Genomic DNA, 23,293 nt, shown 5'->3' with positions numbered 1-23,293 from the left:
GGGTCTCCCAGGGTGTTTCGATGCGGGGGGTCGTGACATGCGGTGGAGAGGGGCTATCTGACGGCCTTGAACACGCCGTTGCCGAAGGAGTAGAGGGCGTCGCCGGCGATCGCGCCCCCGGCGAAGACCTCCAGATCGTCCTTGGCCTTCGGGCCGAGCAGACGCGGGGCCAGGACGCGGACGGCGAGTCCGGCGGCGACCATCCAGCCCGCCATCGGGGTCGTGATCAGCAGTCCGGTCGCCAGCAGGATGCCGAGCTGGCGCCGCGGTCCGCCGAGCAGTTGCACCAGCGCCCCGGGGACCGCCCACAGCGCCAGGTGCCGGGCGGTCTCGGCCGAGGGACCCGCCTTGATCGCGGCCACGTACGCGGCGTCGATCGGCGCGGTCCGGCCGCTGTCGAAGAAGATCCGGTACGAGACGAGGACGACGGCGATGGCGACGACGAAGCCGATCATCGCGGCGACGAGCTGCTGGCGCCGGCCCTCCAGCTCGAAGGCGGGGTCGGCGTTCTCGCCGCGCAGCAGATGGCCGGCCTTGAGGTCGTAGCCCATGTCGGCGAAGGCCGGGCCGGTGGCGGCCGTGAAGCCGGACAGCACGACCAGGGCCTCCGGCGGGAAGCCGATGAGGATGCCCAGGAGCAGGGTGATCAGGGCGATCGCGAAGGCCGGGAACCAGCCGGAGTGCATGGAGGCGATGCCGACCAGCAGTTCGTGGAGGAAGGCGGAGACGGAGGCGTACAGCAGGAAGCCGATCAGCATGCCGGGGGACATGTGGGTGGCCGCGCCGGTGCCGAAGGCCAGCAGGACGGAGATGACGAGGTAGGCGCCGAAGCCCAGCCGCAGGGAGCGGCCCAGCCGGCGTGCGCCGTCCCCGGTGTCCTCGGCCGCGGCACCGGCGGCGCGGGGCGTGTGCGTGCGCCGGGCCGCGAGGACCGTGCGGCCGACCTGGACCAGGGCGACGAGACCGGCGCCCATCATCATGCCGTGCGGCAGGTACATGCTGTTCAGGTCGAGGCCGAACAGCGGGTCCGCGTACTGCGTGAACAGCAGCCCGGTCCCGAACGCGGCCATGGCGCCGAGTCCGCCGATCAGGGCCACGCCGAACGCCGACATCGGCAGTGCGAACACGGCACCGGCCAGACCGGTCAGCAGCCCCAGGCCCAGCACCTTCGCGCGCCGGCCGCCCTCGTCGCCCGCCTTGATGGCCTCGGCGGCGGCGAGCCCCGGCGGCCACGGGTTCGCCGCCGGGAAGGCCGGGGTGTCGAACATGCGGTACAGCAGCCAGGCGTCGACGAGCATCGCGGCGGAGACCCCGATGAGCATCGGGACGATCATGTCGTCCATCCCGAAGAGGAACGGGATGCCGATCGGCAGGAAGAGGCTGTTGGCCGCCCCGAACGTGGCCGAGGAGATGCTCGTCTGCGCCAGGTTCTGCGCGTGGACCGAGCGGAAGCCGCGGAACACCACGAACGGCAGCCGGGCCAGGGTCATCGCCGCCAGCGCGCCGATCAGCGAGGTGCTCGGGGTGACGCCGAGCGTGGCCAGCAGCTGCACGCCCACGACGGCGCCGAACACGCTGAGCACCACGGTGAGGATCAGATTGCCGGGGGCCAGGGCGCGGGGATGGCGCCGTTCGCCGTGCTCGGCGGACGAGGTCCCGGCCCGGGGCGGGGCGTCAGTGGTCATGGTTCCCGGTGCTTCCGTGTGGGGCGGAGTCCTGCGGCCTGTTGTCGGACTCCGCCGAGCAGTTCTAAAATATGGAACAGGGTGTGAATATCTGGATCTCCTGGATCATGCCTACGGCGGACTGCGCCGTCAAGGCCGCTCCCGGGCTTCTCGGCATGTGGGCAGCCCCGCGGTGCGACGAGGGCCGGTCGGGGCCGGGGCACCGGGGCGCTTACGATCGGACGACACGACTCGGGGAGCACCCGGGGGAGGCGGGAGAACGGTGAGCACACTCGCCAACGCGCGCGACGTCCTGAAGCTGATGGCGCGGCTGCAGCGCGATCTGACCGTGACGGACGTGTCGGCGGCGCTGGAGCAGCCGAAGAGCTCGGTGTCGCGGACGCTGAGCATGATGGCCGATCACGGCTTCCTCGACCGCGACCCGGTGAGCCGCGCCTACCGCCCCGGCCCCCTCGTCATGGAGGCCTCGTACCATCTGCGCGCCTCGCGCAGCACCGCCTCGCTCCTGGAGGAGGAGCTGGCCCGGCTCGTCGCCGACATCGGATACACCGGATACGTGGACGTGCTCGACGGCGCCGAGTCGCTGGTGCTCCACATGCGCATCGGCACGACGGGCGCCCTCCAGGCCTACACCCCGGCCGGCACCCGGGCCCCCGCCTACGCCAGCTCCATGGGCCGCGCCCTGCTCGCCCGCCTCGACGACGCCCAGGTGCTGCGGCTCGTCGACGCCCGCCTGGAACAGAGCACCGGATCCGCCCCGCGCACCCCCGGTGAGCTGACCGCGTGCCTGGCCCGGGTCCGCGCCGACGGCTGGGACTCCTCGCGCGGCGAGTACGTGCCCGGTGTCGCCGGGATCTCCGCCGCCGTCCTCGACGGCGACACCGGCCAGGTCTTCGGCATCGGGATCGCCCTGCCCGCCCGCGAGGTCCACGACGAGAACGCGGCGCGCTTCGGCCGGGCCGTCCGGGACGCCGCCCTGCGCGTCGGCAAGCGCATCGGCGATCCCTACTGGCTGCGCTACGTGGACACCGCGACGGCCCGCTGACCGCGTCGGTGCCGCAGCCGGTGGCGAGTTCCGGATCCTGGAACCCGGTCGCGGAATCCGGGAGTACGGGGCGAGCGGGGGAGCGGTACGGGTGACCGCCCGTCACCCCCGCCCGGCCTGGGATAGGTTGCCCGCCATGACCGCACCCGGACAGGACCGCACGGCCGCCCACGAGGCATGGCCCCCCGCCCCGATCCGCACCGGACGCCTGGTGCTGCGCCCCTCCGAGGCCCGCGACCGCGCCGTGTTCGTGGACCTGTTCTCCTCGCCCGAGGTGGCCGCGCACACCGGTGGCGCGCAGCCGCGCGACGCGCTGGAACGCGCGATGCCGGAGGTGCCCGGCCGCCGCCCCGGCCTCTTCGTGGCCGCCCGCGACGGCGCGATGATCGGCATTGTCACCCTGGACCGCCGCGCCCCCGAACGCCGTGGCCGGGTGCGTCCCGAGGGCGGCGAGACCGAACTCGGCTGTCTGCTCCTGCCGGAGGCCTGGGGGAGCGGCTACGCCACCGAGGCCTGCGAGGCGGCCCTCGGCTGGTGCGCCGGCGCGCGGGCCGGAGAGCCGGTCGTCCTCACCACCCGGACCGACAACGCCCCGGCGATGCGCCTCGCGGCGCAGCTGGGGTTCACGGAGGTGGAGCGGTTCGAGGAGTACGGCGCCGAGCAGTGGTTCGGCGTGCGCCGCTGACCGGCGCTCAGCCGGTGCCGGGGGAGCCTTCCGCGGCACCGGGACCCCCCTTAGCCCTCCGCGACCGCCGCCAGCACCTCCGCCAGGGCCCGGGGGCGGGTGAACATCGGCCAGTGCCCCGAGTCGATGTCCACGTACGTGACGTCGGCGGCACGGGCCAGCTCGGGACTGTCGCCCGCGGCGATCCACTCCTTCGCCTCGGCGGGCGTGAACTCCGGGCAGACCAGGGCGACGGGCACGGCGAAGCGGCGTTCGTCCGTCAGGCGCACCACGCCCCGGGCCACGCCCTCGGGAACGGGGAGCGCGGCGGCCTCGAAGGCCTTCCGGGCGGGCCCGTCCAGATCGGCCGCGTCCGGACCCTCGAACGGCTCCCACCCCGGGAACCTCAGCTGCCCGTCCCCGATCGGCAGGAAATCGGCGTACGCGCGCCCGTCGGGGGCGGGGAAGCCACCGATCAGCGCGGTCCTCGCGACCTTCGCGGGCCGTGCGTCGGCGGCCAGCCAGGCCAGCGTCGCCGCCGCCGAATGCCCGACCACCAGAGGTCTGCCCGGGGAGGCGTCCACGGCCGCGACCACGGCCGCCACCTGGTCCTCCAGCGTCGCGGCGGTGGCGCCGTCGCCCTGCCCCGGAAGCGTGAGGGCGACCGGCTGGTGGCCCAGCGCGGTCAGTTCGGGCACGACCTCGTCCCAGGCCGAGCCGTCGAGCCAGAGACCGGCGATGAGCAGAATGTCCATGGTGTCTCCCGGGCGGGTGGAGGAAGTTCGGGCGTGCCCGCACGCTACCCGCCGGCACTGACAACGCCCCCGCCGCCGGATCCGACGACCCGGCGCGCACATCCACGGGATCGGCATGAAACATTTCCTCACCCCTGCCGCATCTGTAGGGATGTAAGCGGTCGGGCCAGGGGAACGGGTGGCGGATGAGGCGGTCCCAGGAGGGAGCCTTCCGGGAGTTCGCGCAGGCGCGCACGGGGCATTTGTTCCGTTCCGCGTGCCTGTTGACCAGCGGCGACACCCATCTCGCCGAGGACCTGGTGCAGGAGACGCTGGGACGGATGTACATGGTGTGGGGCCGGAGCGCCACGCTCGGCAACCCCGCCGCGTACGCGCAGACCGTGCTCGTACGGGTCTTCCTCGCCCACCGGCGGCGGCGCTCGGCGGGCGAACGGCCCAGCGACGCGATACCGGAGACCGCGGGGACGACGGCGTCCGCCGACACCTCGCTGCGGATCACCCTCCTGGACGCGCTGCGGCAGCTGCCGCCGAAGGACCGGGCGGTGGTCGTGCTGCGGTACTGGGAGGACCGGTCCGTCGCCGAGACCGCGGACGCCCTCTCCGTCAGCTCCGCGGCCGTACGCACCCGCAGCACCCGGGCACTCGCCCGGCTGCGGACGCTCCTCGGCGGCAGCCTCGCCGAGTACGCCGACCGCTGATCAGCGGTAATCAACGAAGACGACACAGGGTGGTTGGGCATGTCTGGAACACGGAAGGACCGCGACCCGTTCGAGACGGGACTCGGAGACGCGCTGCGCCGCACGGGGGAGACCTTCTCCGCCGACGGCGTCCCGCTGGTGGACGGCGGTGTCGCTCGCGGGAGGCGCGGGGTGCGGCGGCGCCGGGCCGCGGCCGTCACCGGCAGCGTCGCGGCGCTGGCCGTCGTGGGCCTCGGCGCCTCGTACGCGGCGGGTGCCTTCGGCCACGAGCCGGGCGGCGCACCCGTGGCCGCGCGGCCGGCGGCGAGCGGTGCCGCCGCCTCCTCCGCCGCGTCGGCGGCCGGCACCGGGCCCCAGCTCTCGGCGCGGCAGGTCGGTGCCGTACTGGAGGGACTGCTGCCGAAGGGGAAGATCACCGAACGCTCGGCACGCGGCACCGGTGACCCGGGCGGGCCCATGGCCGCGCTCGTCCACGACGACGGCCGGGGCAAGGCGGCCATCAGCGTCGGCATCGGCGCCGTCGACCCGTCCGGCAGCGAGGCGGAGGAACAAGTCGCCTGCCCCGACAAGGTCTACGTCCCGTACGACTCCTGCCGCAGCGAGAAACTGCCCGACGGCTCCCGCCTGATGGTGCTGCGGGGCTACGAGTACCCCGACAAGCGCGTGGACACCAAGTGGTGGCACGCCTACCTCGTGACCCGCGACGGCTACACCGTCGACGCCAGTGAGTGGAACGCCCCCGCGGAGAAGGACGCCGCCACCACGCGTGACGAACCCCCGCTCAGCGCGGCGCAGTTGAAGGCGCTCGTCACGTCGAAGGCCTGGCGGCCCGTGATGGAGGCCCTGGAGAAGGCCCCCCGCGAGCCCGTGCGACAGCCCCCGGCACAGGGCCAGGACGGCAAGGCGATCCTCCGCAAGCTCACCGCGCTGCTGCCCGCCTCCGTGAAGGTGACCGCCCGCAACGGGGAAGAGGGCTTCGCGTACGTCGTCGTGGACGACGGGAAGGGCGCCTCCCTCGTCCAGATCAATGTGCAGCCCCGTATGTCCGACGTCGAGAGCGACCTGTTCGGCGGTGCGGACGTCCTGCCCGACGGGATGAAGGTCGTCTCCCACCAGGGCCCGGGGGAGAAGGGCGGCGAAGGCGTGAACATGTGGACCGTGGACACCCTGCGCACGGACGGTCTGCGGGTCGTGGTCTCCGCGTTCAACTCCGGCGCGCAGAACACGAAGGCCACCCGGGAGGAGCCCGCCCTGACGATGGCGCAGCTGCGGTCCATCGCCACGAACCCGGTCTGGGCGGGGAAGTAGCGACCGCCGTCCCCTACGCGGTCCCGATCCGCCGCAGGGCGAGGAGGGTCGCGTCATCGGTCCGGTGCGGGCCGTCCAGCCGGGCCACGAGGCGTTCGACGTAGTCCTGGAGCCCGGTGTGGCCGGGCCCCGGGGCCGCTTCCTCGAAGCACCGGTCCGCCGCTTCGAGGAAGCGCAGCGTGTCCCGGTCGGGATCGGCCGGGCGGAGTTCGGTGAGGCCGTCCGAGTACATCAGGACGATGTCACCGACCTCTAGCGGAGATTCCGTGGCGTCGTACGTCACCCCGGACAGCACGCCGAGCGGCGGCCCGGGTCCCGTGCCGGTCATCGGCAGCGGGACCGCGCGGCCGCCGCGCACGAGGACCGGGCGCGGGTGCCCGGCACAGGTCCAGCGCAGCAGCGCGCGTTCGGGATGGAACCGGGCGATGATCGTGGTGGCGGTGGACTCGGTGCCGTCGGCGCAGGCCACCTCGTTGAGCCACTGCGTCAGCCGCTCGACCGGCTCCTCCGTGTAGGCCAGCCCCGCGAGCGCGTACCGGAGCTTCGCCATCAGCGTGGCCGCCGCGAGGCCGTGCCCCCGGGCGTCGCCCAGCGCGATCAGGAGCCGGCCGTCGGGCAGCCGGCGGGCCTTGTACCAGTCACCGCCGACCCCGGCCTCGCGGGCGTCGGGGCGGTAGACGGCCGCCGCCTGAAGACCGTAGGCGTCCAGTTCGTCCTGGAAGTGGGGCAGCACCGCCTCGCGCAGCACATCGGCGATCTCCGCGACCGCCTCGGCGCGCTCGTGCTCCCGCCGGGCCTCGCGCTCCGCGCGCCGCGCCACCTCGCGGCGCCGCAGATCCGCCGTCACGTCGACGAGCACGGCCCGCACCGCCCACGTCAGGCTCCCCGGGGCGATCCGCACGGGCTCGGCGACCATGCGGAACACCTTCCGGCCCCGGCCGCGCAGGCGCAGCTCGCACGCGGTGGTGCGCTTGCGCAGGATGACGTCGTACAGCGTCTGGTACAGCGCGGGCAGGCTGGCGGGCTGGGCCGTGGCGGCCAGTTCGTACAGATCGGGTACGGGGTCGCCCTCCGCCAGTCCGAGTACCTGCCGGAATCCCCGTGAGGGCAGGATCCCGGGATCGCCGAGATTCCACTCCGCCCAGCAGCTGCGCACCAGCCGCTGCGCGGCGGCGGCCATCCGGAGGCGGCTGCCCCGCTCCCAGGTGAGCAGGAAGTGGCGGCCACAGGGGGCGATCCGCGCCTCCCCGTTGCCCCGCACCGGCCCCGTGCGGGTGTTCGCCAGCCATTCCACGCCTTCCGGCCCCTGCGGTGCGCCCTCGCGGTACGCCTCGGTCAGCATCCGGGGGACGGCCGTGCCGGCCAGGGCCGGGTAGCGGGCGAAGAGCCAATGCGGTCCGCCCGGGGGCGCGGCCGCGCCCACCGGCGTGCGCGCGGTTCCGTAGGCGTTGGCCAGGGCGTTGCGGCCCAGGATCAGGGCGTCGCGCAGTTCCCCGTCCGCGTCGAAAACGGGTTCCAGCAGCAGCGCTGCCATCGGCAGCGCGTCCAGCACCTCCTGGCCCCCGGGGGGCGTCACGAGGACTCCCTCCGGCGACACACAGGGGGCGCGGGCCTCGCCCTCGGCAGGGTGCAGCGCCGCGTAGGCGGTGATCCTCCGGCGTTGCGCGTCCAGCAGCGCACGGATCGCCCGCAGTTCCAGACGGGCGCGCGCGCCGTCCGCCGGAGCGGGGTCGTCCATGGGCATAGCGGGCCCTCTCGGTGCCGTGTGTGAACAGCATCGAGGCGCACGGCGGGGCGCGCCAGCCGGGGGCGGCGCCCTCGCGCGATCCGGGGCGCGTCGCGAGGGCCGGAGTTTTGTTTCACGCCCGGAGGCGCGCCCCGGCGCGACGAGCACGGACCGGCGCACCGAAATGCGCTGTCCCCCAGTGCATCGATGATCCTACGAAGTAATTCCTCACATAAATGCGTGCGGAGCTTCCGCGGGACTCCTCTCGTATTGCCGATCGCATCCGATAAGGCTGGATAATTTCTCGGAGCCGGGCATGGTTAAAGCCGTGGGATCGGGAAATAAATGATCTGGGCCGATGGGGGTAGAGGCATCGGTTCACGCCACGGCCGAATTCTGTCGGGGCCGGGCGTCTGAAATCTTTCCGTTCGGGTCCGGGGTCGCTCCCCGGGTTCACCGATGCGCCCAGGGCTGATCTGACCTGCCTCGATGGGATGCATCGTTCCTTCTTTCGGTTACCGTCTCCTGTGGGGGTCACGGATGGACGAGCGTGAGCGTGCCGCCGATGGCGAAATCTATTCGGCCGGTCATTCGGTTTCCCGCTGCGGTGCGGCCGGTAATTCCATGGCTCGATTTCTCTGTGCGACCGCTTATCCGGTCCTGCTCCTCGCGGTCATTCTCGTGGGTGTGTTCGCGGTGCGGGAGCGATGGGACCCGGCCTGGGTCAGCCCGCTTTTCCTCATCGGGGTCATCGCCTATCTCGTCGTGCTGGAACGGCTGATTCCCTACGAGCCGACCTGGCACCCGGGAAAGCAGGAGTGGCGCCTCTACGGTCTCTACTTCCTGCTCACCATGGCCGGAAGCGGACTGGCGCAACTGCTCGTCTCGCTGGCCGTCGGCCTCATCTCGCCGGCGGAGCCGACCCACCATCTGGGGGTCGAGATCCCGGGCGCCCTTCTCACCGGATCGCTCGCCAGCTACCTCGTCCACCGGCTGGGCCACCGCAACCCGCTGCTCTGGCGGCTGCACGGTGTGCACCATGTGCCGGAGAAGGTCAATGTCGCCAACAACGGCGTCAACCACGTCCTGGACATCGTCCTGGCGCAGGGGCTGGTCCAGCTGGCCCTGGCCCTCGTCGGGTTCTCCCGTCCGGCCGTGCTGGTGACCGGACTCTTCGTCGCCGCCCAGGGCTACTTCGTCCACGCCAACATCGACGTCCGCATCGGACCGCTCAACCATCTGCTGGCCAGTCCCGAACAGCACCGTCTGCACCACAGCACCGATCTGGCCGAAGCCGGCCACTACGGCTCCGACCTCTCTTGCTGGGACCACCTCTTCGGCAGCTTCACCTGGCGGCCGGGCCGCGCACCGGCCGCCGTCGGCCTCCAGGACCCCGCCGCCTTCCCCGGTACCGGCGAGGTCCTGGCGGCCCTCCTGCACCCCTGGCGACGCGGGCCCGCGCAGGGCCCCCGGCCCTGACCGGCGGGACACCCGCCCGCGACCGCACCGCCCCCGACGTTCCATCACCACGTGAGGAGTTCGACATGTCCGACGCCAACAACCGGACGTTACGGTCCAAGGTGGCCATCGTCGGGATGGGCTGCCGCCTGCCCGGCAGGGCCTCGGACCACCGCACGTTCTGGCGGAACCTGGTGGCGGGCAAGGACTGCATCACGCCCACCCCGCCCGACCGCTACGACGTGGCGACCCTCGGCAGCCGGTACCGCGACAAACCCGGGCGCCTCGTGGGCGGGCGCGGCGGATACATCGACGGCTTCGACGCGTTCGACCCGGCGTTCTTCGGCATCAGCCCCCGCGAGGCCCACCACATGGACCCGCAGCAGCGCAAACTGCTCGAAGTGGCCTGGGAGGCCCTGGAGGACGGCGGCCAGCGGCCCGACGCGCTCGCCGGCACCAACGTCGGCGTCTACGTCGGGGCGTTCACCCTGGACTACAAGATCCTGCAGTTCGCCGACCTGGACTTCACCACCCTGGCCGCCCACACCGCGACCGGCACCATGATGACGATGGTGTCGAACCGCATCTCGTACTGCTTCGACTTCCGCGGCCCCAGCCTCTCCGTCGACACCGCGTGCAGTTCCTCCCTGGTCGCCGTCCATCTCGCGTGCCAGGCACTGGACAACGGCGAGAGCGATCTCGCCCTGGCCGGCGGCACCCTGCTCCACATGGCCCCGCAGTACACCGTCGCCGAGACGAAGGGCGGCTTCCTGTCGCCCGGGGGCCGCTCCCGTACGTTCGACGCCGCCGCCGACGGCTACGTACGCGCCGAAGGCGTCGGCCTGGTCGCGCTGAAGCGGCTGGACGACGCGGTGCGGGACGGGGACCGGATCCACGCGGTGATCCTCGGCAGCGGGGTCAACCAGGACGGCCGCACCCAGGGCATCACCGTGCCCAGCCCCGACGCCCAGGTCGACCTGATCCTCCGGGTCTGCGCCGAGGCGGGCATCACCCCAGGAGACCTCCAGTACATGGAGGCGCACGGCACCTCGACCCCGGTCGGCGACCCGATCGAGGCCAACGCCCTGGCCCGCGCCCTGGCCGTCGGACGGGCCCCGGGCGCCCGCGCGTACGTCGGCTCGGTCAAGGCGAACATCGGCCACACCGAATCCGCCGCCGGAATCGCCGGCCTGATCAAGACCGTCCTCAGCCTCAAGCACCGGGTGATCCCGCCCCACATCAACCTGGAGACCCTCAACCCCGCCATCGACCCGGCGGCCCTCCCCTACGAGATCCCGACCCGGGCCACCGACTGGCCCGACCACGAAGGACCCGCCCGCGCGGGGGTGAACTCCTTCGGATTCGGCGGCACCAACGCCCATGTCGTCCTGGAGGAGGCCCCGCCGGTCCCGCACCCCGCCCCGCCCGCCCGCAGATCGTGGAGCATCCTGCCGCTCAGCGCCCGCCACCCCGACGCGCTGACCGAGGCCGCCGCCGGGATCCGGGGCGAACTCGCCGGTGACAACGGCCCGGCCCCGGCCCTCGACGACCTCGGCCACACCCTCGCCCACCGCCGCCAGCACCTGCCCGAACGGCTCTCCGTCGTCTACTCCTCGGCCGACTCCCTGGACGAGGCGCTCGCCGCCCACGGACGCGGCGAACCGCACCCCCGGATCGTGCGGGGCCGGGCCCGGGGGAGCGACGACCGGAAACTCGTCTGGGTCTTCACCGGAATGGGCCCCCAGTGGTGGGGCATGGGCCGTCAGCTGTTCGAGAACGAACCGGTCTTCCGCGACGCCGTCACCGCCTGCGACCGGGCGATGCGGGAATTCGCCGACTGGTCCCTCGTCGAGGAACTGACCGCCGACGAGTCCGCCTCCCGGATGAGCGGGACCTGGCTCGCCCAGCCCGCCAACTTCGCCGTACAGGCCGGCCTGGCCGCGCTCTGGCGGTCCTACGGGGTGCGCCCGGACGCCGTCGTCGGCCACAGCACCGGCGAGATCGCCGCCTTCCACGCCGCGGGGGTCTACTCCCTGCGGGACGCGGCCAGGATCGCCGTCCACCGCAGCCGCCTCCAGCAGACCCTGGCGGGCACCGGCACCATGCTCGCCGTCGCCCTGACCGAGGACGAGGCGGAGCGCCGCGTACGCCCCTACCGCGACCGGGTCTCCGTCGCCGCGGTCAACAGCCCCACCGCGGTCACCCTCGCCGGGGACGAGGCGGCCCTCACCCGGCTGGCCGAGGAACTGCGCGACGAACAGCGTTTCGTGAAGTTCCTCAGCGTCGAAGTCCCGTACCACAGCGTCGTCATGGAACGGATCAAGAACGAACTCCTTCGAGAACTGGCCCCGTTGGAGGCGCGCGCTGCCCGCGTGCCGGTGTACCTGACGGGAACGGAGGGGACGGCGCGGGGCGAGGAGCTGGACGCCTCCTACTGGTGGCGGAACGTCCGCGACCGGGTGCGCTTCCGCTCGGCGGTCGACCGGCTCGCCGGCGACGGCCACCACGTGTTCCTGGAGATCGGCCCCCACCCCGTCCTCGGCCACGCGATCCGCGAATGCCTCGACACCACCGGCACCACCGGTCTCACCCTGCCCTCGATCCGCCGCGGCGAGGACGAGTGCGAGCGCTTCGCCGCCTCGCTCGGCGCGCTCCACACCCTGGGCGTCCCCGTCGACTGGTCGCTGCTCCAGCCCGCAGGACGGCCGGTCACCCTGCCCCGCCACCCCTTCCGCCGCGACCGCTACTGGACCGAACCCGCCCCCGTCGCCCGCGTCCGCCTCGGCCGGCGCGACCACGTCCTGCTCGGCCGCCGCACCGACTCCGCGGAACCCACCTGGCAGGCACGGCTGGACACCGAGGAACTGCCCTACCTCGCCGACCACCGCATCCAGGACACCGTCGTCTTCCCCGCCGCCGGCTACATCGAGATGGCGGCCCAGGCGGTCCTGCGGCTCACCGGCGGCACCACGGCCGTCCTCGCCGGAATCGAACTGCGCAAGGCGCTCTTCCTGCCCGACGGCGAGGACCGGACCGTCGAGGTGGCGATCTCCCCGGAGAACGCCACCTTCACCATCGCCTCGCCGACCGGAGCGGACGGCGAGCGGACCGTCCACGCCGCCGGCACCGTCCGCACCGGACAACGCCGCCGCACCACCCCGCCGCTCGACGCCCCCGCGATCCGGGCCCGCAGCCTGCGCCATCTGAAGGGCCCCGACTGCTACACCGCGCTGGCCGGCCTCGGCTACCACTACGGACCCGCCTTCCAGGCCGTCGAAGAGGTGTGGATCGGCGCGGGCGAGGTCCTGGCCCGCATCCGGCCGCCGCGCGCGATCGGCGACGACGCACGGGCCCACCACCTCCACCCCGTCCTGCTCGACGCCTGCTTCCAGACCCTGCTGACCCCCCTCGTCCTCGAAGGCCCCGCCCCGGACGCCGGGATCAGACTGCCGCTCTCGCTGGACGAGATCGCCCTCGAACCCATCGGCGACCAGCCGTTCTGGGCCCACGCCACCCTGCTCCCCGCCGACGCCGACACCACCCTCGGCAACATCGCCCTGTACGCCGACGACGGCACCCCGCTGGGCCGCGTGGAGGGCTTCCGCGCCGCCGACGTGGAGAAGGCCGCCACCGCCGTCGCCCGCACCACCATCGACTCCTGGCTCGTCGAACCCGTCTGGACCGACTGCCCGCCCCTGCCCGCCGCCCGGCTCCACGCCGCCGGACCCGGCACCGCGCTCCACGAACCGCCCGCGCCCGACGCCGTCCCGCACGAGGCCCCGCAGGACCACGACTGGCTGCTCCTCGCGGACGGCGGCGGCCTCGCCGACGCCTTCGCCGCCCTCGCGGCCGCCCGGGGCGAACGCTGCCGCACCGTACGCCGGGGCACGGCCTACACCGCCTCCGCCGACGGCTCCACGTACACCGTCGACCCCGCCTCCGACCACGACCTGCGCCGCCTGTTCGCCGACCTCGACCGCGACGGCGCGCCCTTCCGGGGCACCGTCCTCCATCTGTGGAACCTCGACGCCCCCGCCCTCGCCGCGTGCGACCGGAGCGCCCTGCGGGACCACACCGGCGCGGGCGCCTACTCCCTGATCGTCCTCGCCCGGCTCCTGGCGGCCCGGGACGGCGCGGGCCGGCTGCACATCGTCACCCGGGGCGCCCAGCCCGCCCTGCCCGGCGAAGGACCCGAACCGCTCGGAGCGCCCGCCTGGGGCATCGGCCGCGTCCTGCGGCACCAGGAACTCATCGGACACCCCGGCAAGCTCATCGACCTCGACCCCCGGCGGCGGCCCGGCCCCGACGGCGACCGGGCCGAGGCCGAAGCACTCCTCGCCGAGGCCCTGAGCGACGACGAGGCGGAGATCGCCCTGCGCGACGGCGTCCGCCGCACCGGTCGGCTGCGCCCCGCCGAGTCCCTGACCCGGCCGCTGCCGCCCCGGCTGCGCGCCGACGGCAGCTACCTGGTCACCGGCGCCTTCGGCGCGCTCGGCCGGCTGCTCTGCCGCACCCTCGTCCGCCGCGGGGCCCGCAGGCTCGTCCTGGTCGGCCGCACCCCCGTGCCGCCCCGGGACACCTGGGCCGGCCTCGACCCCGCCACCCCCGAGGGCCGGGCCACGGGCCTGCTGCGCGAGCTGGAGGCGCTCGGAGCCCAGCCCGTCCTCGCGACCCTGGACATCACCGACGAGGACGCCCTGACCGGCTGGCTCGACGCCCACCGCGCGAGCGGGGCACCGCCGGTCCGCGGGGTGTTCCACCTCGCCGGACAGGTCCGCGACACCCTCGTCGCCGATCTCGACCGGGCCGCCTTCGACGCCGTCCACGACCCCAAGACCGTCGGCGCCCACCTCCTGCACCGGCACCTGAGGGACGAACCCCTCGAACACTTCGTGCTCTTCGCCTCGGTCGCCTCCCTACTCACCACGGCCGGTCAGACCAACTACGCCGCGGGGAACGCCTTCCTGGACGCCCTCGCCCACCACCGCCGCGCCGAGGGACTGCCCGCGCTGAGCCTCGACTGGGGCCCCTGGGCCACGGGCATGATCGAGGAACTCGGCCTGGTCGACCACTATCTGCACAGCCGGGGCATGAGTTCGCTGTCCCCCGAGGCCGGCATGGCCGTCCTGGAGCGCGTCATCGGGCAGGACCACGCCCAGCTCGTCGTCGCCACCGTCGTCGACTGGCCCGTCTTCCTCGCCTGGTACCCGTCCCCGCCCCCGCTCGTCGCCGACCTCGCGGCCGCCGCCGCCCCGCCCCGCGACGCCGCCTCCGGCCACGGATTCCTCGACACCTTCCGGGCCGCCGAACCGGAGGCCCGCCGGGCCCTGGTCGCCGAACGGTTCGCCGCGCTCGCCGCCACCGTGCTGCGCACCGGCCCCGACCGCGTCGACCCCGCCACCGACCTCGGCGCCCTCGGTCTCGACTCGCTCCTCGCCATGGAGCTGCGGGCCCGCGTCCACGCCGACCTCGGCGTCGCCCTGCCCGTGGTCGCCCTGCTCAGCGGCACCCCGGCCGGCGAACTCGCCGACCAGCTCCACGACGGCCTCACCGCCCTGGCCTCGGCCGGCGGACCGGACGGCACCACCGCGGCCGTCGCCCTCCACGAGGACGAGCGGAGCTACCCGCTGACGCAGAACCAGAAGGCGCTCTGGTTCCTCAAGCACCTCAACCCCGACGGGTACGCGTACAACATCGGCGGAGCCGTCGAGGTCCACGCCGCCCTCGAACCGGACCTGATGTTCGAGGCGGTCCGCCGCCTCGTCGCCCGCCACCCGGCCCTGCGCACCAACTTCCTCCTGGTGGACGGGCAGGCCGTGCAGCAGGTCTCCGAGGACGCCCCCGCCGACGTCGCGCTCTTCGACGTCCGGGGCGAGGACTGGGAGTCCATCCACGCGACGATCGTCCAGGAGTACCGCAAGCCCTACGACCTCGCCCACGACCCCCTGGTCCGCTTCCGCCTCTTCAAGCGGGGCCCGGACCGCTGGATCATCATGAAGGCCGTCCACCACATCGTCTCCGACGCCATCTCCACCTTCACCTTCATCGAGGAACTCCTCGCGGTGTACGAGGCGCTGCGCCGGGGCCAGGAGCCCGAGCTGCCGCCGGTGACGGCCCGCTACCTCGACTTCCTCAACCAGCAGAACGCCTTCCTGGCCGGGCCCGATTCGGCCGGCATGCTCGACTACTGGCGCTCCCACCTGCCGGCCGAGGTCCCGCTCCTGGACCTGCCCGTCGACAAGCCCCGTCCGGCGGTCCAGACCCACAACGGCGCCTCGGAGTTCTTCGTCCTCGACGAAGCCCTCAGCGCCCGCGTCCACGCCCTGGCCCAGGCCCACGGCGTCACCCCGTTCATGGTGCTGCTCAGCGCCTACTACCTCCTGCTGCACCGCTACTCCGGACAGGACCACCTCGTCGTCGGCAGCCCCGTGACCGGCCGCACCCGGCAGGACTTCGCCTCCGTCTACGGCTACTTCGTCAACCCGCTCCCGCTCCACGCCGACCTGACCGGCGACCCCACGGTCACCGCACTGCTGCGGCAGGTCCGCGAGACCGTGCTCGGCGGCCTGGACAACCAGGAGTACCCCTTCGTCCTCCTCGTCGAGGAACTGGGCCTCCAGCACGACCCCAGCCGCTCCGCCGTGTTCCAGGCGATGTTCATCCTGCTCACCCACAAGGTGGCGACCGAGCAGTACGGATACCGCCTGGAGTACATCGAACTCCCCGAGGAGGAAGGACAGTTCGACATCACCCTGTCCGCCTACGAGGACGAGGCGGAGGGCCGCTTCCACTGCGTGTTCAAGTACAACACCGACCTCTTCCTCCCCGAGACCGTGCGCCGCATGGCCGGCCACTACCTCCGGCTCCTGGACGGGATGACCCGCGCGCCCGGCGACCGGCCGGTGTCCCGGCTGGGGATGCTCGGCGACCGGGAGCGGGAACGGCTCCTGGACGAGTGGAGCCGCCCGGCCCTGCCGCTCCCCGCACCGGCCGGGGACACCGGCTTCGTACCGGTGCAGGACCTGATCGCCCGCAGGGCCGCCGAACGCCCCGACGCCGTCGCCGTGACCCTGCCGGTCCCGGGCGGCGAGCCGCGCCGGCTGACCTACGCCGAACTGGTCCGCCGGGCCGACGAGACCGCCGCACGGCTGCGCACGCTCGGCGTGGGCGAGGGCTCGGTGGTCGTGCTCTGCCTGGACAAGTCGCCCGAACTGGTCGTCGCCCTGCTCGCCGTGCTGCGGGCGGGCGCCGCCTACCTCCCGGTGCGGCCCGGCCAGCCCGTCGACCGGCTCGCCCACCTCGTCTCGGCCACCGGCGCCGCGCTCGTCGTCGTCGCCGACGACACCGCGCCGGAGCACAAGGGGGCCTGGGCCGTTGCGACGCCGACCCTCGCCGACCTGGCCCGCACGGCCCCGCACCCGGACGGGCCCGGAGACGCCGCCGGTCCCGAATCGGCCGCGTACGTCATCACCACCTCCGGCTCCACCGGACGCCCCAAGGCCGTCCGCGTCAGCCACCGCAACCTCGCCTCCGCCTACGAGGCCTGGCGCCTGGAGTACCGGCTGGAGACCGAGGTCCGGACGCACCTCCAGATGGCCGAACCGTCCTTCGACGTGTTCACCGGCGACCTGGTGCGCGCCCTGTGCTCGGGCGGCACCCTCGTCCTCGCCGACCGGGACCTGCTCTTCGACACCACCCGGCTCTACCGCACGATGCGTCAGGAACGGGTGGACTGCGCGGAGTTCGTTCCCGCCGTCGTGCGCGGGGTGATGGACCACTGCGCACGCGAAGGGCTGCGGCTGGACTTCCTGCGGTTGCTGGTGGTCGGCTCGGACGCCTGGAGCGTGGGGGAGTACCGCCGGCTGGCCGGGCTGTGCGGACCCGGCACCCGGCTCGTCAACTCCTACGGCCTCACCGAGGCCACCATCGACAGCGCCTGCTTCGAAGGGCCCGTCGACGACCTGGAGGACGGGGCCATGGTCCCCATCGGCCGGCCCCTGCCCCACAGCACCCTCCACGTCCTCGACCCCCACGGCGAACCGGTCCCGCCAGGCGTCCCCGGCGAACTCTGGATCGGCGGCCCCGGCGTCGCCCTCGGCTACGCGGGCGACCCCGCCCAGACCGACGAACGCTTCGTCACCCGGACCCTCGGCCACGGCACCGGCGCCCGCCCCGAACGCCTCTACCGCACCGGCGACCTCGCCCGCTGGGACGCCCGCGGCCGGGTCCATCTGCTCGGCCGCACCGACGGCCAGGTGAAACTGCGCGGCCACCGCATCGAGATCGGCGAGATCGAGGCCCACCTCGCCCAGTGGCCCGCGCTCGTCCGGGCCGTCGTCACCGTACGCACCGACACGGGCGGGGACGCTGCACTCTGCGCGTACTGCGTGACCGCGCCCGGCGCCGCCCTGGACGTCCGGGGCCTGCGCCGCCATCTGGCCCGCTCCCTGCCCTCGTACATGATCCCGTCCCACTACACCGAACTGCCCGCCCTGCCGCTGACGGCCAACGGCAAGGTCGACACGTCCGCCCTGCCCGCCCCCCGGGCAGGGGAGGGCGACCGGCCCCACGAGGAACCGGTGACCCTCTACGAGATCAGCGTCGCCCGGCACTGGAAGGCCCTCCTGGGACGCGACAGGGTGGGACTGGAGGACGACTTCTTCGAACTCGGCGGCAGCTCGATCAAGCTCATCGAACTGCTCCACCGTCTGCGCACCGAGTTCGGCGTCGGCGTCCCCGTCAGCAGGCTCTACCAGGTCACCACCCTGCACGGCATGGCCGCCACCGTCGAGGACGTGCTGCTCGGCACGGACACCGACGAACTGCCCTTCCTCACCTTCAACGCCGGACAGGGCCCCGCCCTGTTCTGCTTCCCGCCCGCCGGCGGCCACGGGCTCGACTACCGGGGCCTCGCCGCCCATCTCCCCGACCACACCGTCATCGGCTTCAACTACCTGCCCGGCGACGGCAAGACGGCCCGCTACGCCGACCTCGTCGAGGCCGCCCAGCCCGACGGCCCCTGCCTGCTGCTGGGCTACTCCCTCGGCGGGAACCTCGCCTTCGAGACCGCCAAGGAGCTGGAGCGCCGGGGCCGCCGCGTCGGCCACGTCGTCATCCTCGACTCCCGCCGCATCCTCACCCCGTACGAACCGGACGCCACCGGCATCGCCGCCTTCGAGCGCGAACTCGCCGAGCACCTGCGCAAACACACCGGCTCCGAGGCCGTGGCCCACGAGACCCTCGCCCACGCCGCCGAGTACCTCGCCTTCTGCGGGCGCACCCCCAACACCGGCACGGTCGCCGCGGCCGTCAGCGTGATCACCGACGAGGACAAGGCCGCCCTCTACGCCGCCGGGCAGCAGGGCACCTGGCACGGCAGCTCCACCACCGCCACCGCCGTCCTGCGCGGCTCCGGCACCCATGCCGACCTGCTCGACGCCAAGCACCTGCCCCGCAACGCCGCACTCGTGCGGTCCGCCCTGACGGGAGACGCGGCCCATGGCGGATGAGTACCCGGACGACTGGACCAGCAGGCGGCGCGCCCCGGGCACCCCGCCCCGCGTCATCGTCCTCGGCGCGGGCGTGGCCGGCCTCTCCACCGGCTGCTACGGCCAGATGAGCGGGGCCAGGACCCGCGTCTTCGAGAAGCACGTACTGCCCGGCGGCTGCTGCACCGCCTGGTCGCGCGAGGGCTATCTCTTCGACTACTGCATCGAATGGCTCATCGGCACCGCCCCGGGCAACGACGCCCACCGGGTGTGGCGCGAACTCGGGGCCCTGGACGGCAAATCGGTGACCAACTTCGATCTGTTCAACAAGGTCGAGGCCGCGGACGGCCGGTCGGTCACCTTCTACAACGACCCCGACCGGCTGGAGGCGCACCTCCTGGAGCTGTCACCCGCCGACGCCCCCCTCATCCGCGCGTTCACCCGGGATCTGCGGCGCTTCATCCGCATCGAGCTGTACCCGTTCCTGACCGCACCCGCCCTGCGCACCGTGGGGGAGAGGGCCCGGACCCTGCGCACGGTCCTCCCCGCCTTCCGGCTGTTCTGGCGGACCGCAGCCACCCCGATGCACGTCTTCGCCGACCGCTTCCAGGACCCGCTGCTGCGCACCGCGTTCCGCAACATCTTCTTCCAGGACCCGGAGGGCTTCCCGCTGCTGCCGTACCTCTTCAACATGGCGGCCGCCCACCACGGCAACGCCGGTTTCCCGCAGGGCGGTTCGCTGGGCCTGGCCCGGTCCGTCGAGGAGCGGTACCGGGGGCTGGGCGGCACGGTCACCTACCGGGCCCGCGCCGAACGGATCCTGGTCGAGAACGACCGGGCGGTCGGCGTCGAACTGCGCAACGGACGCCGGTACTTCGCCGAGCACGTCGTCTCCGCCTGCGACGGTCACACCACCGTCTACGACCTGCTCGGCGGCCGGTACACCGGCCCCCGCATCGAGAAGCTGTACACCGATCTGCTGCACCGCCCCGGCACCCTCTTCCCCGCCGTCGTCTCCGCCTTCGTCGGACTGCGCGGCGACCTGGAGCCGGACGAGGCGCACAGCACCACCCATCTCCTCGGCCCGGACGACGCCGGCCGGCTGCCCGGGGCGCTCCAGGACAGCCTCGTGGTGCAGGCCCGCTCCCGCTACTCCGGGGGCTTCGCCCCACCGGGCCACTCCGTCCTGCACTGCACCTACTTCAGCGACTACGCCTCCTGGAAGGAGCTGCGCACCGAGAGCCGCACGGAGTACCGCCGGCGCAAACGCCAGGTCGCCGACTTCGTCCGGGACTTCCTGGAACGGCGCACCCCCGGCATCGCCGACCGCATCGACGTCCTGGAGGTCGCCACCCCCGCCACCACCCACCGCTACACCGGCAATCTGCGCGGCTCCATCCTCGCCTGGAAGGCGTTCTCGGACGCCGACGACATCGCGTCGCGGCTCGTCGGCCGGGACCGCATGCGGCTGCCGGGCCTGAGCGGCTTCTCCATGGCCGGCCAGTGGGCGGGCATGGGCGGGCTGATCCGGGCCGCCTCCACCGGACGCTTCGCCGTCCAGTACCTCTGCCGCGAACTCGGCCTGGAGTTCCGGGCCTGGGAGAGCGAGGGAACCGAGCCGTGGCACCCCCGGATGCTGGGACATCTGCCGCAGCTCGACCGGTGGTCGGCACGGGAGGGCGAGGACGCATGAGCCGCGGCACGGGACGTCCCCGCGAGACGATGATCATCATCGGGGCCGGGCTCGGCGGCCTCTCCACCGGCGTCTACGCCCGGATGAACGGCTACCGCACCCGGATCCTGGAGATGCACGAGCTGCCCGGCGGCTGCTGCACCGCCTGGGAACGCGGCGACTTCACCCTGGACGGATGCGTCAGCTGGCTGCTCGGCAGCGGCCCCGGCAACGAGATGCACCAGATCTGGCTGGAGCTCGGAGCCCTCCAGGGCAAGGAGATCCGCCACTTCGACGTCTTCAACATCGTGCGCGGCACGGACGGCCGGGCCGTCCACTTCTACTCCGACCCGGACCGGCTCGAAGCCCATCTGACCGCACTCTCGCCCGCCGACGCCCGGCTGGTGCGGAAGTTCTGCGCGCAACTGCGCAGCTTCCGCAAGGCGCTCGCCGTCTATCCGTTCCTCAAGCCCGTCGGGCTGATGGGACGCCGCGAGCGCTGGCGGATGCTCGCCTCGTTCCTGCCCTACTTCAACGCCGTCCGCACCACGATCACCGTGCTGATGAAGGACTTCTCGGCGCGGTTCCAGGATCCGCTGCTGCGGGAGGCGTTCAACTTCATCCTGTACGAGAAGCACCCGGCCTTCCCGGTCCTGCCCTTCCACTTCCAGCTCGCCTCGCACGCCAACCTCTCCGCCGGCGTTCCCGAGGGCGGCTCCCTCGGACTCGCCCGGTCGATCGAGGCCCGCTATCTGCGGCTCGGCGGCGAGGTCTCGTACAACACCAAGGTCGAGTCGGTGATCGTCGAGGACGACCGGGCGGTCGGCGTCCGGCTCAGCGACGGCGGTGAACTGCGGGCCGACATCGTCGTCTCCGCCTGCGACGGCTACACGACGGCCATGAAGTTCCTGGAGGGCCGGTACCTCGGCGAGGACTACCACCGGCTCTACACCGAGACCATCCACCGGCCCGGCATGGTCTTCCCCGGCTACTTCACCCTCTTCCTCGGCCTCGACCGCCCCTTCCCCGAGGGCGACCCCTGCACGACGCACCTCATCGACGAGACCCTGGCCGCCGAACTGACCGGCATCCGCCACCGGAGCATCAACGTCCAGTTCCGCAGCAGCCACTACCCCGAGCTGTCCCCGGAGGGCACCACCGTCGTCTACGCCACCTACTTCTGCGACATCGCCCCCTGGCGGGCCCTGGACGAGGGCCCCGAACAGGTCACCCGGGTCCGCGGCGGCCAGGAGCTGCACACCCTGCCCGTACGGCACGGACGCGGCTACTACGCGGCGAAACGCCGGGCCAGGGAAGCCCTCGTCGACTTCCTGGACCGGCGCCACCCCGGCCTGCGCGACGCGATCGTGGTCCGGGACGTCTCCAGCCCCCTCACCCAGGTCCGCTACACCGCCAACCACGACGGAACCGTCCTCGGCTGGCAGCCCTTCGTCGAGAGCGGCGAGACGCTCGAAGAGCTGATCAAGAAGCACGGCCCCGGCTTTCCCGGACTGCGCGACTTCTACCAGTCCGGGGTCTGGGCCACCACCGGCGGCCTCATCCGCGCCGCCGCCGCCGGCCGCCACGTCATGCAGTTCGTCTGCCGCGACGACGGCAGACCCTTCACCGCCTCGGTCGACCTCACGGCACCCCCGCCGACCCATCGCGTCATCCCCGTGCCCGTCCGTCCCGCCGCACCGCCGGAGAGGAAGCCATGAAGACCGAGAAGTGGGTGCTCCGCGAACACGTCGAGGGCGTCCCCGACGTGGACCGCGTCTACGAGAAGGTCGTCGAGCACATCGACGTCGACCTCGCCCCCGACGAGATGCTCCTGCGGACCCGGTACGTCTCCGTCGATCCGTACCTCCAGGGCATCGCCCTCGACACCCCCCTCGGCGGGCACATGGGCGCCGACTCCGTCATGGAGGTGGTGGAGGCCGGACCCGAGGCCGCCCACCGCGTCGGCGACCTCGTCCAGGGCTTCGGCGGCTGGCGCACCCATCTGATCTCCACCGGGGCGCCCGAACCGTGGGCGACCGGCACCTTCCCCATGGTCTTCCCGGCCTACCGCAGGCTCGACCCCGCCTGGTACGACGACGCCCTGCCGCTGGAGACGGCGCTCGGCGTGATGGGCGGGCCCGGGATGACCGCCTGGGGGACCCTCACCAAGTACATGACGATCAGCCCCGGCGACACCCTCGTGATCAGCGGGGCCTCCGGTGCCGTCGGCAGCCTCGTCGGCCAGCTCGCCGCGCTCGAAGGGGCCCGGGTGATCGGCACCACCTCCTCCCCGGAGAAGGCCGCACACCTCGCCGGGCTCGGCTTCGACGAGGTGATCGTCTACCGGCACGGGGACGACGCGGACAGCGTCCGCGACGCGCTGGAACGGGCCGCGCCCGACGGCATCGACCGGTACTTCGACAACCTCGGCGGCGCGGTCACCGACGCGGTGTTCCCGCTGCTCACCATCGGGGCCCAGGTGGCGGTCTGCTGGCAGTGGGCGACCCAGGTGGGCAACGAGCACACCGGCCCCCGGCTCCTGCCGTACCTGATGTTCCCGCGCGCCACCGTCCGCGGCATCTTCTCCCTGGAATGGTTCACGGACGAGAACTGGCGGGCCCTGCACACCGATCTCGGCGGCCGGGTCCGGCGCGGCGAGATCGTCTGCGACCACACCGTCTACCACGGCTTCGACGCCATCCCCACCGCCTACGCCGGCCTCTACGCCGGGCCGGCCGCCCACCGGGGCAAGGTCCTCGTCGAACTGTGAACACCCCCGACCGCCCCGACCGCC

Annotated in this window: 12 protein-coding genes; 9 read left to right on the top strand and 3 right to left on the bottom strand. The window is 73.0% G+C overall.

Features of this window, described 5'->3' with window-relative positions:
* Positions 1-53: 53 nt before the first annotated feature.
* On the bottom strand, positions 54-1,685 hold the full coding sequence (locus ACFVDM_RS36140) for an OPT/YSL family transporter (RefSeq protein WP_383650872.1): 1,632 nt from the start codon (positions 1,683-1,685) through the stop codon (positions 54-56).
* Between the two features lie 262 nt (positions 1,686-1,947).
* Between ACFVDM_RS36140 and ACFVDM_RS36135 the strand changes: the two genes are divergently transcribed.
* Together ACFVDM_RS36135 and ACFVDM_RS36130 are read left to right on the top strand one after the other, a co-directional pair.
* The gene (locus tag ACFVDM_RS36135) at positions 1,948-2,730 is read left to right on the top strand and encodes an IclR family transcriptional regulator (RefSeq protein ID WP_383650869.1); all 783 of its coding nucleotides are present in this window, start codon (positions 1,948-1,950) and stop codon (positions 2,728-2,730) included.
* Between the two features lie 136 nt (positions 2,731-2,866).
* Positions 2,867-3,415 carry a GNAT family N-acetyltransferase gene (locus ACFVDM_RS36130; RefSeq protein WP_383650866.1) on the top strand — a complete coding sequence of 183 codons (549 nt, stop codon included), beginning with the start codon at positions 2,867-2,869 and terminating at the stop codon, positions 3,413-3,415.
* A gap of 50 nt (positions 3,416-3,465) precedes the next feature.
* On the opposite strand, the gene ACFVDM_RS36125 is transcribed toward ACFVDM_RS36130, so the two are convergent.
* Positions 3,466-4,149 (bottom strand): alpha/beta fold hydrolase, encoded by a 684-nt coding sequence (locus tag ACFVDM_RS36125; protein WP_383650864.1) that lies wholly within the window; start codon positions 4,147-4,149, stop codon positions 3,466-3,468.
* A gap of 185 nt (positions 4,150-4,334) precedes the next feature.
* On the opposite strand from ACFVDM_RS36125, the gene ACFVDM_RS36120 reads away from it, so the two are divergent.
* Both ACFVDM_RS36120 and ACFVDM_RS36115 read left to right on the top strand, forming a co-directional pair.
* Positions 4,335-4,847, top strand: coding sequence for a SigE family RNA polymerase sigma factor (locus ACFVDM_RS36120; protein ID WP_383650861.1), 513 nt, complete (start codon positions 4,335-4,337; stop codon positions 4,845-4,847).
* Between the two features lie 39 nt (positions 4,848-4,886).
* Positions 4,887-6,155, top strand: coding sequence for a hypothetical protein (locus tag ACFVDM_RS36115; protein WP_383650858.1), 1,269 nt, complete (start codon positions 4,887-4,889; stop codon positions 6,153-6,155).
* Between the two features lie 13 nt (positions 6,156-6,168).
* Here ACFVDM_RS36115 and ACFVDM_RS36110 read toward each other — a convergent pair whose 3' ends face one another.
* Complete coding sequence (locus ACFVDM_RS36110; RefSeq protein ID WP_383650855.1) at positions 6,169-7,899, bottom strand: PP2C family protein-serine/threonine phosphatase; 1,731 nt, start codon at positions 7,897-7,899, stop codon at positions 6,169-6,171.
* A gap of 522 nt (positions 7,900-8,421) precedes the next feature.
* Between ACFVDM_RS36110 and ACFVDM_RS36105 the strand changes: the two genes are divergently transcribed.
* The 5 genes from ACFVDM_RS36105 (at position 8,422) to ACFVDM_RS36085 (ending at position 23,269) form a co-directional block, all read left to right on the top strand.
* Positions 8,422-9,360 carry a sterol desaturase family protein gene (locus ACFVDM_RS36105; protein ID WP_383650850.1) on the top strand — a complete coding sequence of 313 codons (939 nt, stop codon included), beginning with the start codon at positions 8,422-8,424 and terminating at the stop codon, positions 9,358-9,360.
* A gap of 65 nt (positions 9,361-9,425) precedes the next feature.
* The gene (locus tag ACFVDM_RS36100) at positions 9,426-18,848 is read left to right on the top strand and encodes an amino acid adenylation domain-containing protein (protein ID WP_383650846.1); all 9,423 of its coding nucleotides are present in this window, start codon (positions 9,426-9,428) and stop codon (positions 18,846-18,848) included.
* On the top strand, positions 18,838-20,520 hold the full coding sequence (locus ACFVDM_RS36095; RefSeq protein ID WP_383650843.1) for a phytoene desaturase family protein: 1,683 nt from the start codon (positions 18,838-18,840) through the stop codon (positions 20,518-20,520). The genes ACFVDM_RS36100 and ACFVDM_RS36095 overlap by 11 nt, the downstream gene beginning before the upstream one ends.
* Positions 20,517-22,217 carry a phytoene desaturase family protein gene (locus ACFVDM_RS36090; RefSeq protein WP_383650840.1) on the top strand — a complete coding sequence of 567 codons (1,701 nt, stop codon included), beginning with the start codon at positions 20,517-20,519 and terminating at the stop codon, positions 22,215-22,217. The genes ACFVDM_RS36095 and ACFVDM_RS36090 overlap by 4 nt, the downstream gene beginning before the upstream one ends.
* A complete protein-coding gene (locus ACFVDM_RS36085) occupies positions 22,214-23,269 on the top strand; it encodes an MDR family NADP-dependent oxidoreductase (RefSeq protein ID WP_383650837.1) in 1,056 nt (351 codons plus the stop codon). Before ACFVDM_RS36090 ends, ACFVDM_RS36085 begins: the two co-directional genes overlap by 4 nt.
* Positions 23,270-23,293: the final 24 nt, after the last annotated feature.

It is taken from the genome of Streptomyces sp. NPDC057682 (assembly GCF_042799575.1).
Lineage (GTDB): Bacteria > Actinomycetota > Actinomycetes > Streptomycetales > Streptomycetaceae > Streptomyces.
The sequence above is the reverse complement of the archived record's forward strand: the minus strand, read 5'-3'. Positions and strand labels throughout refer to the sequence as shown.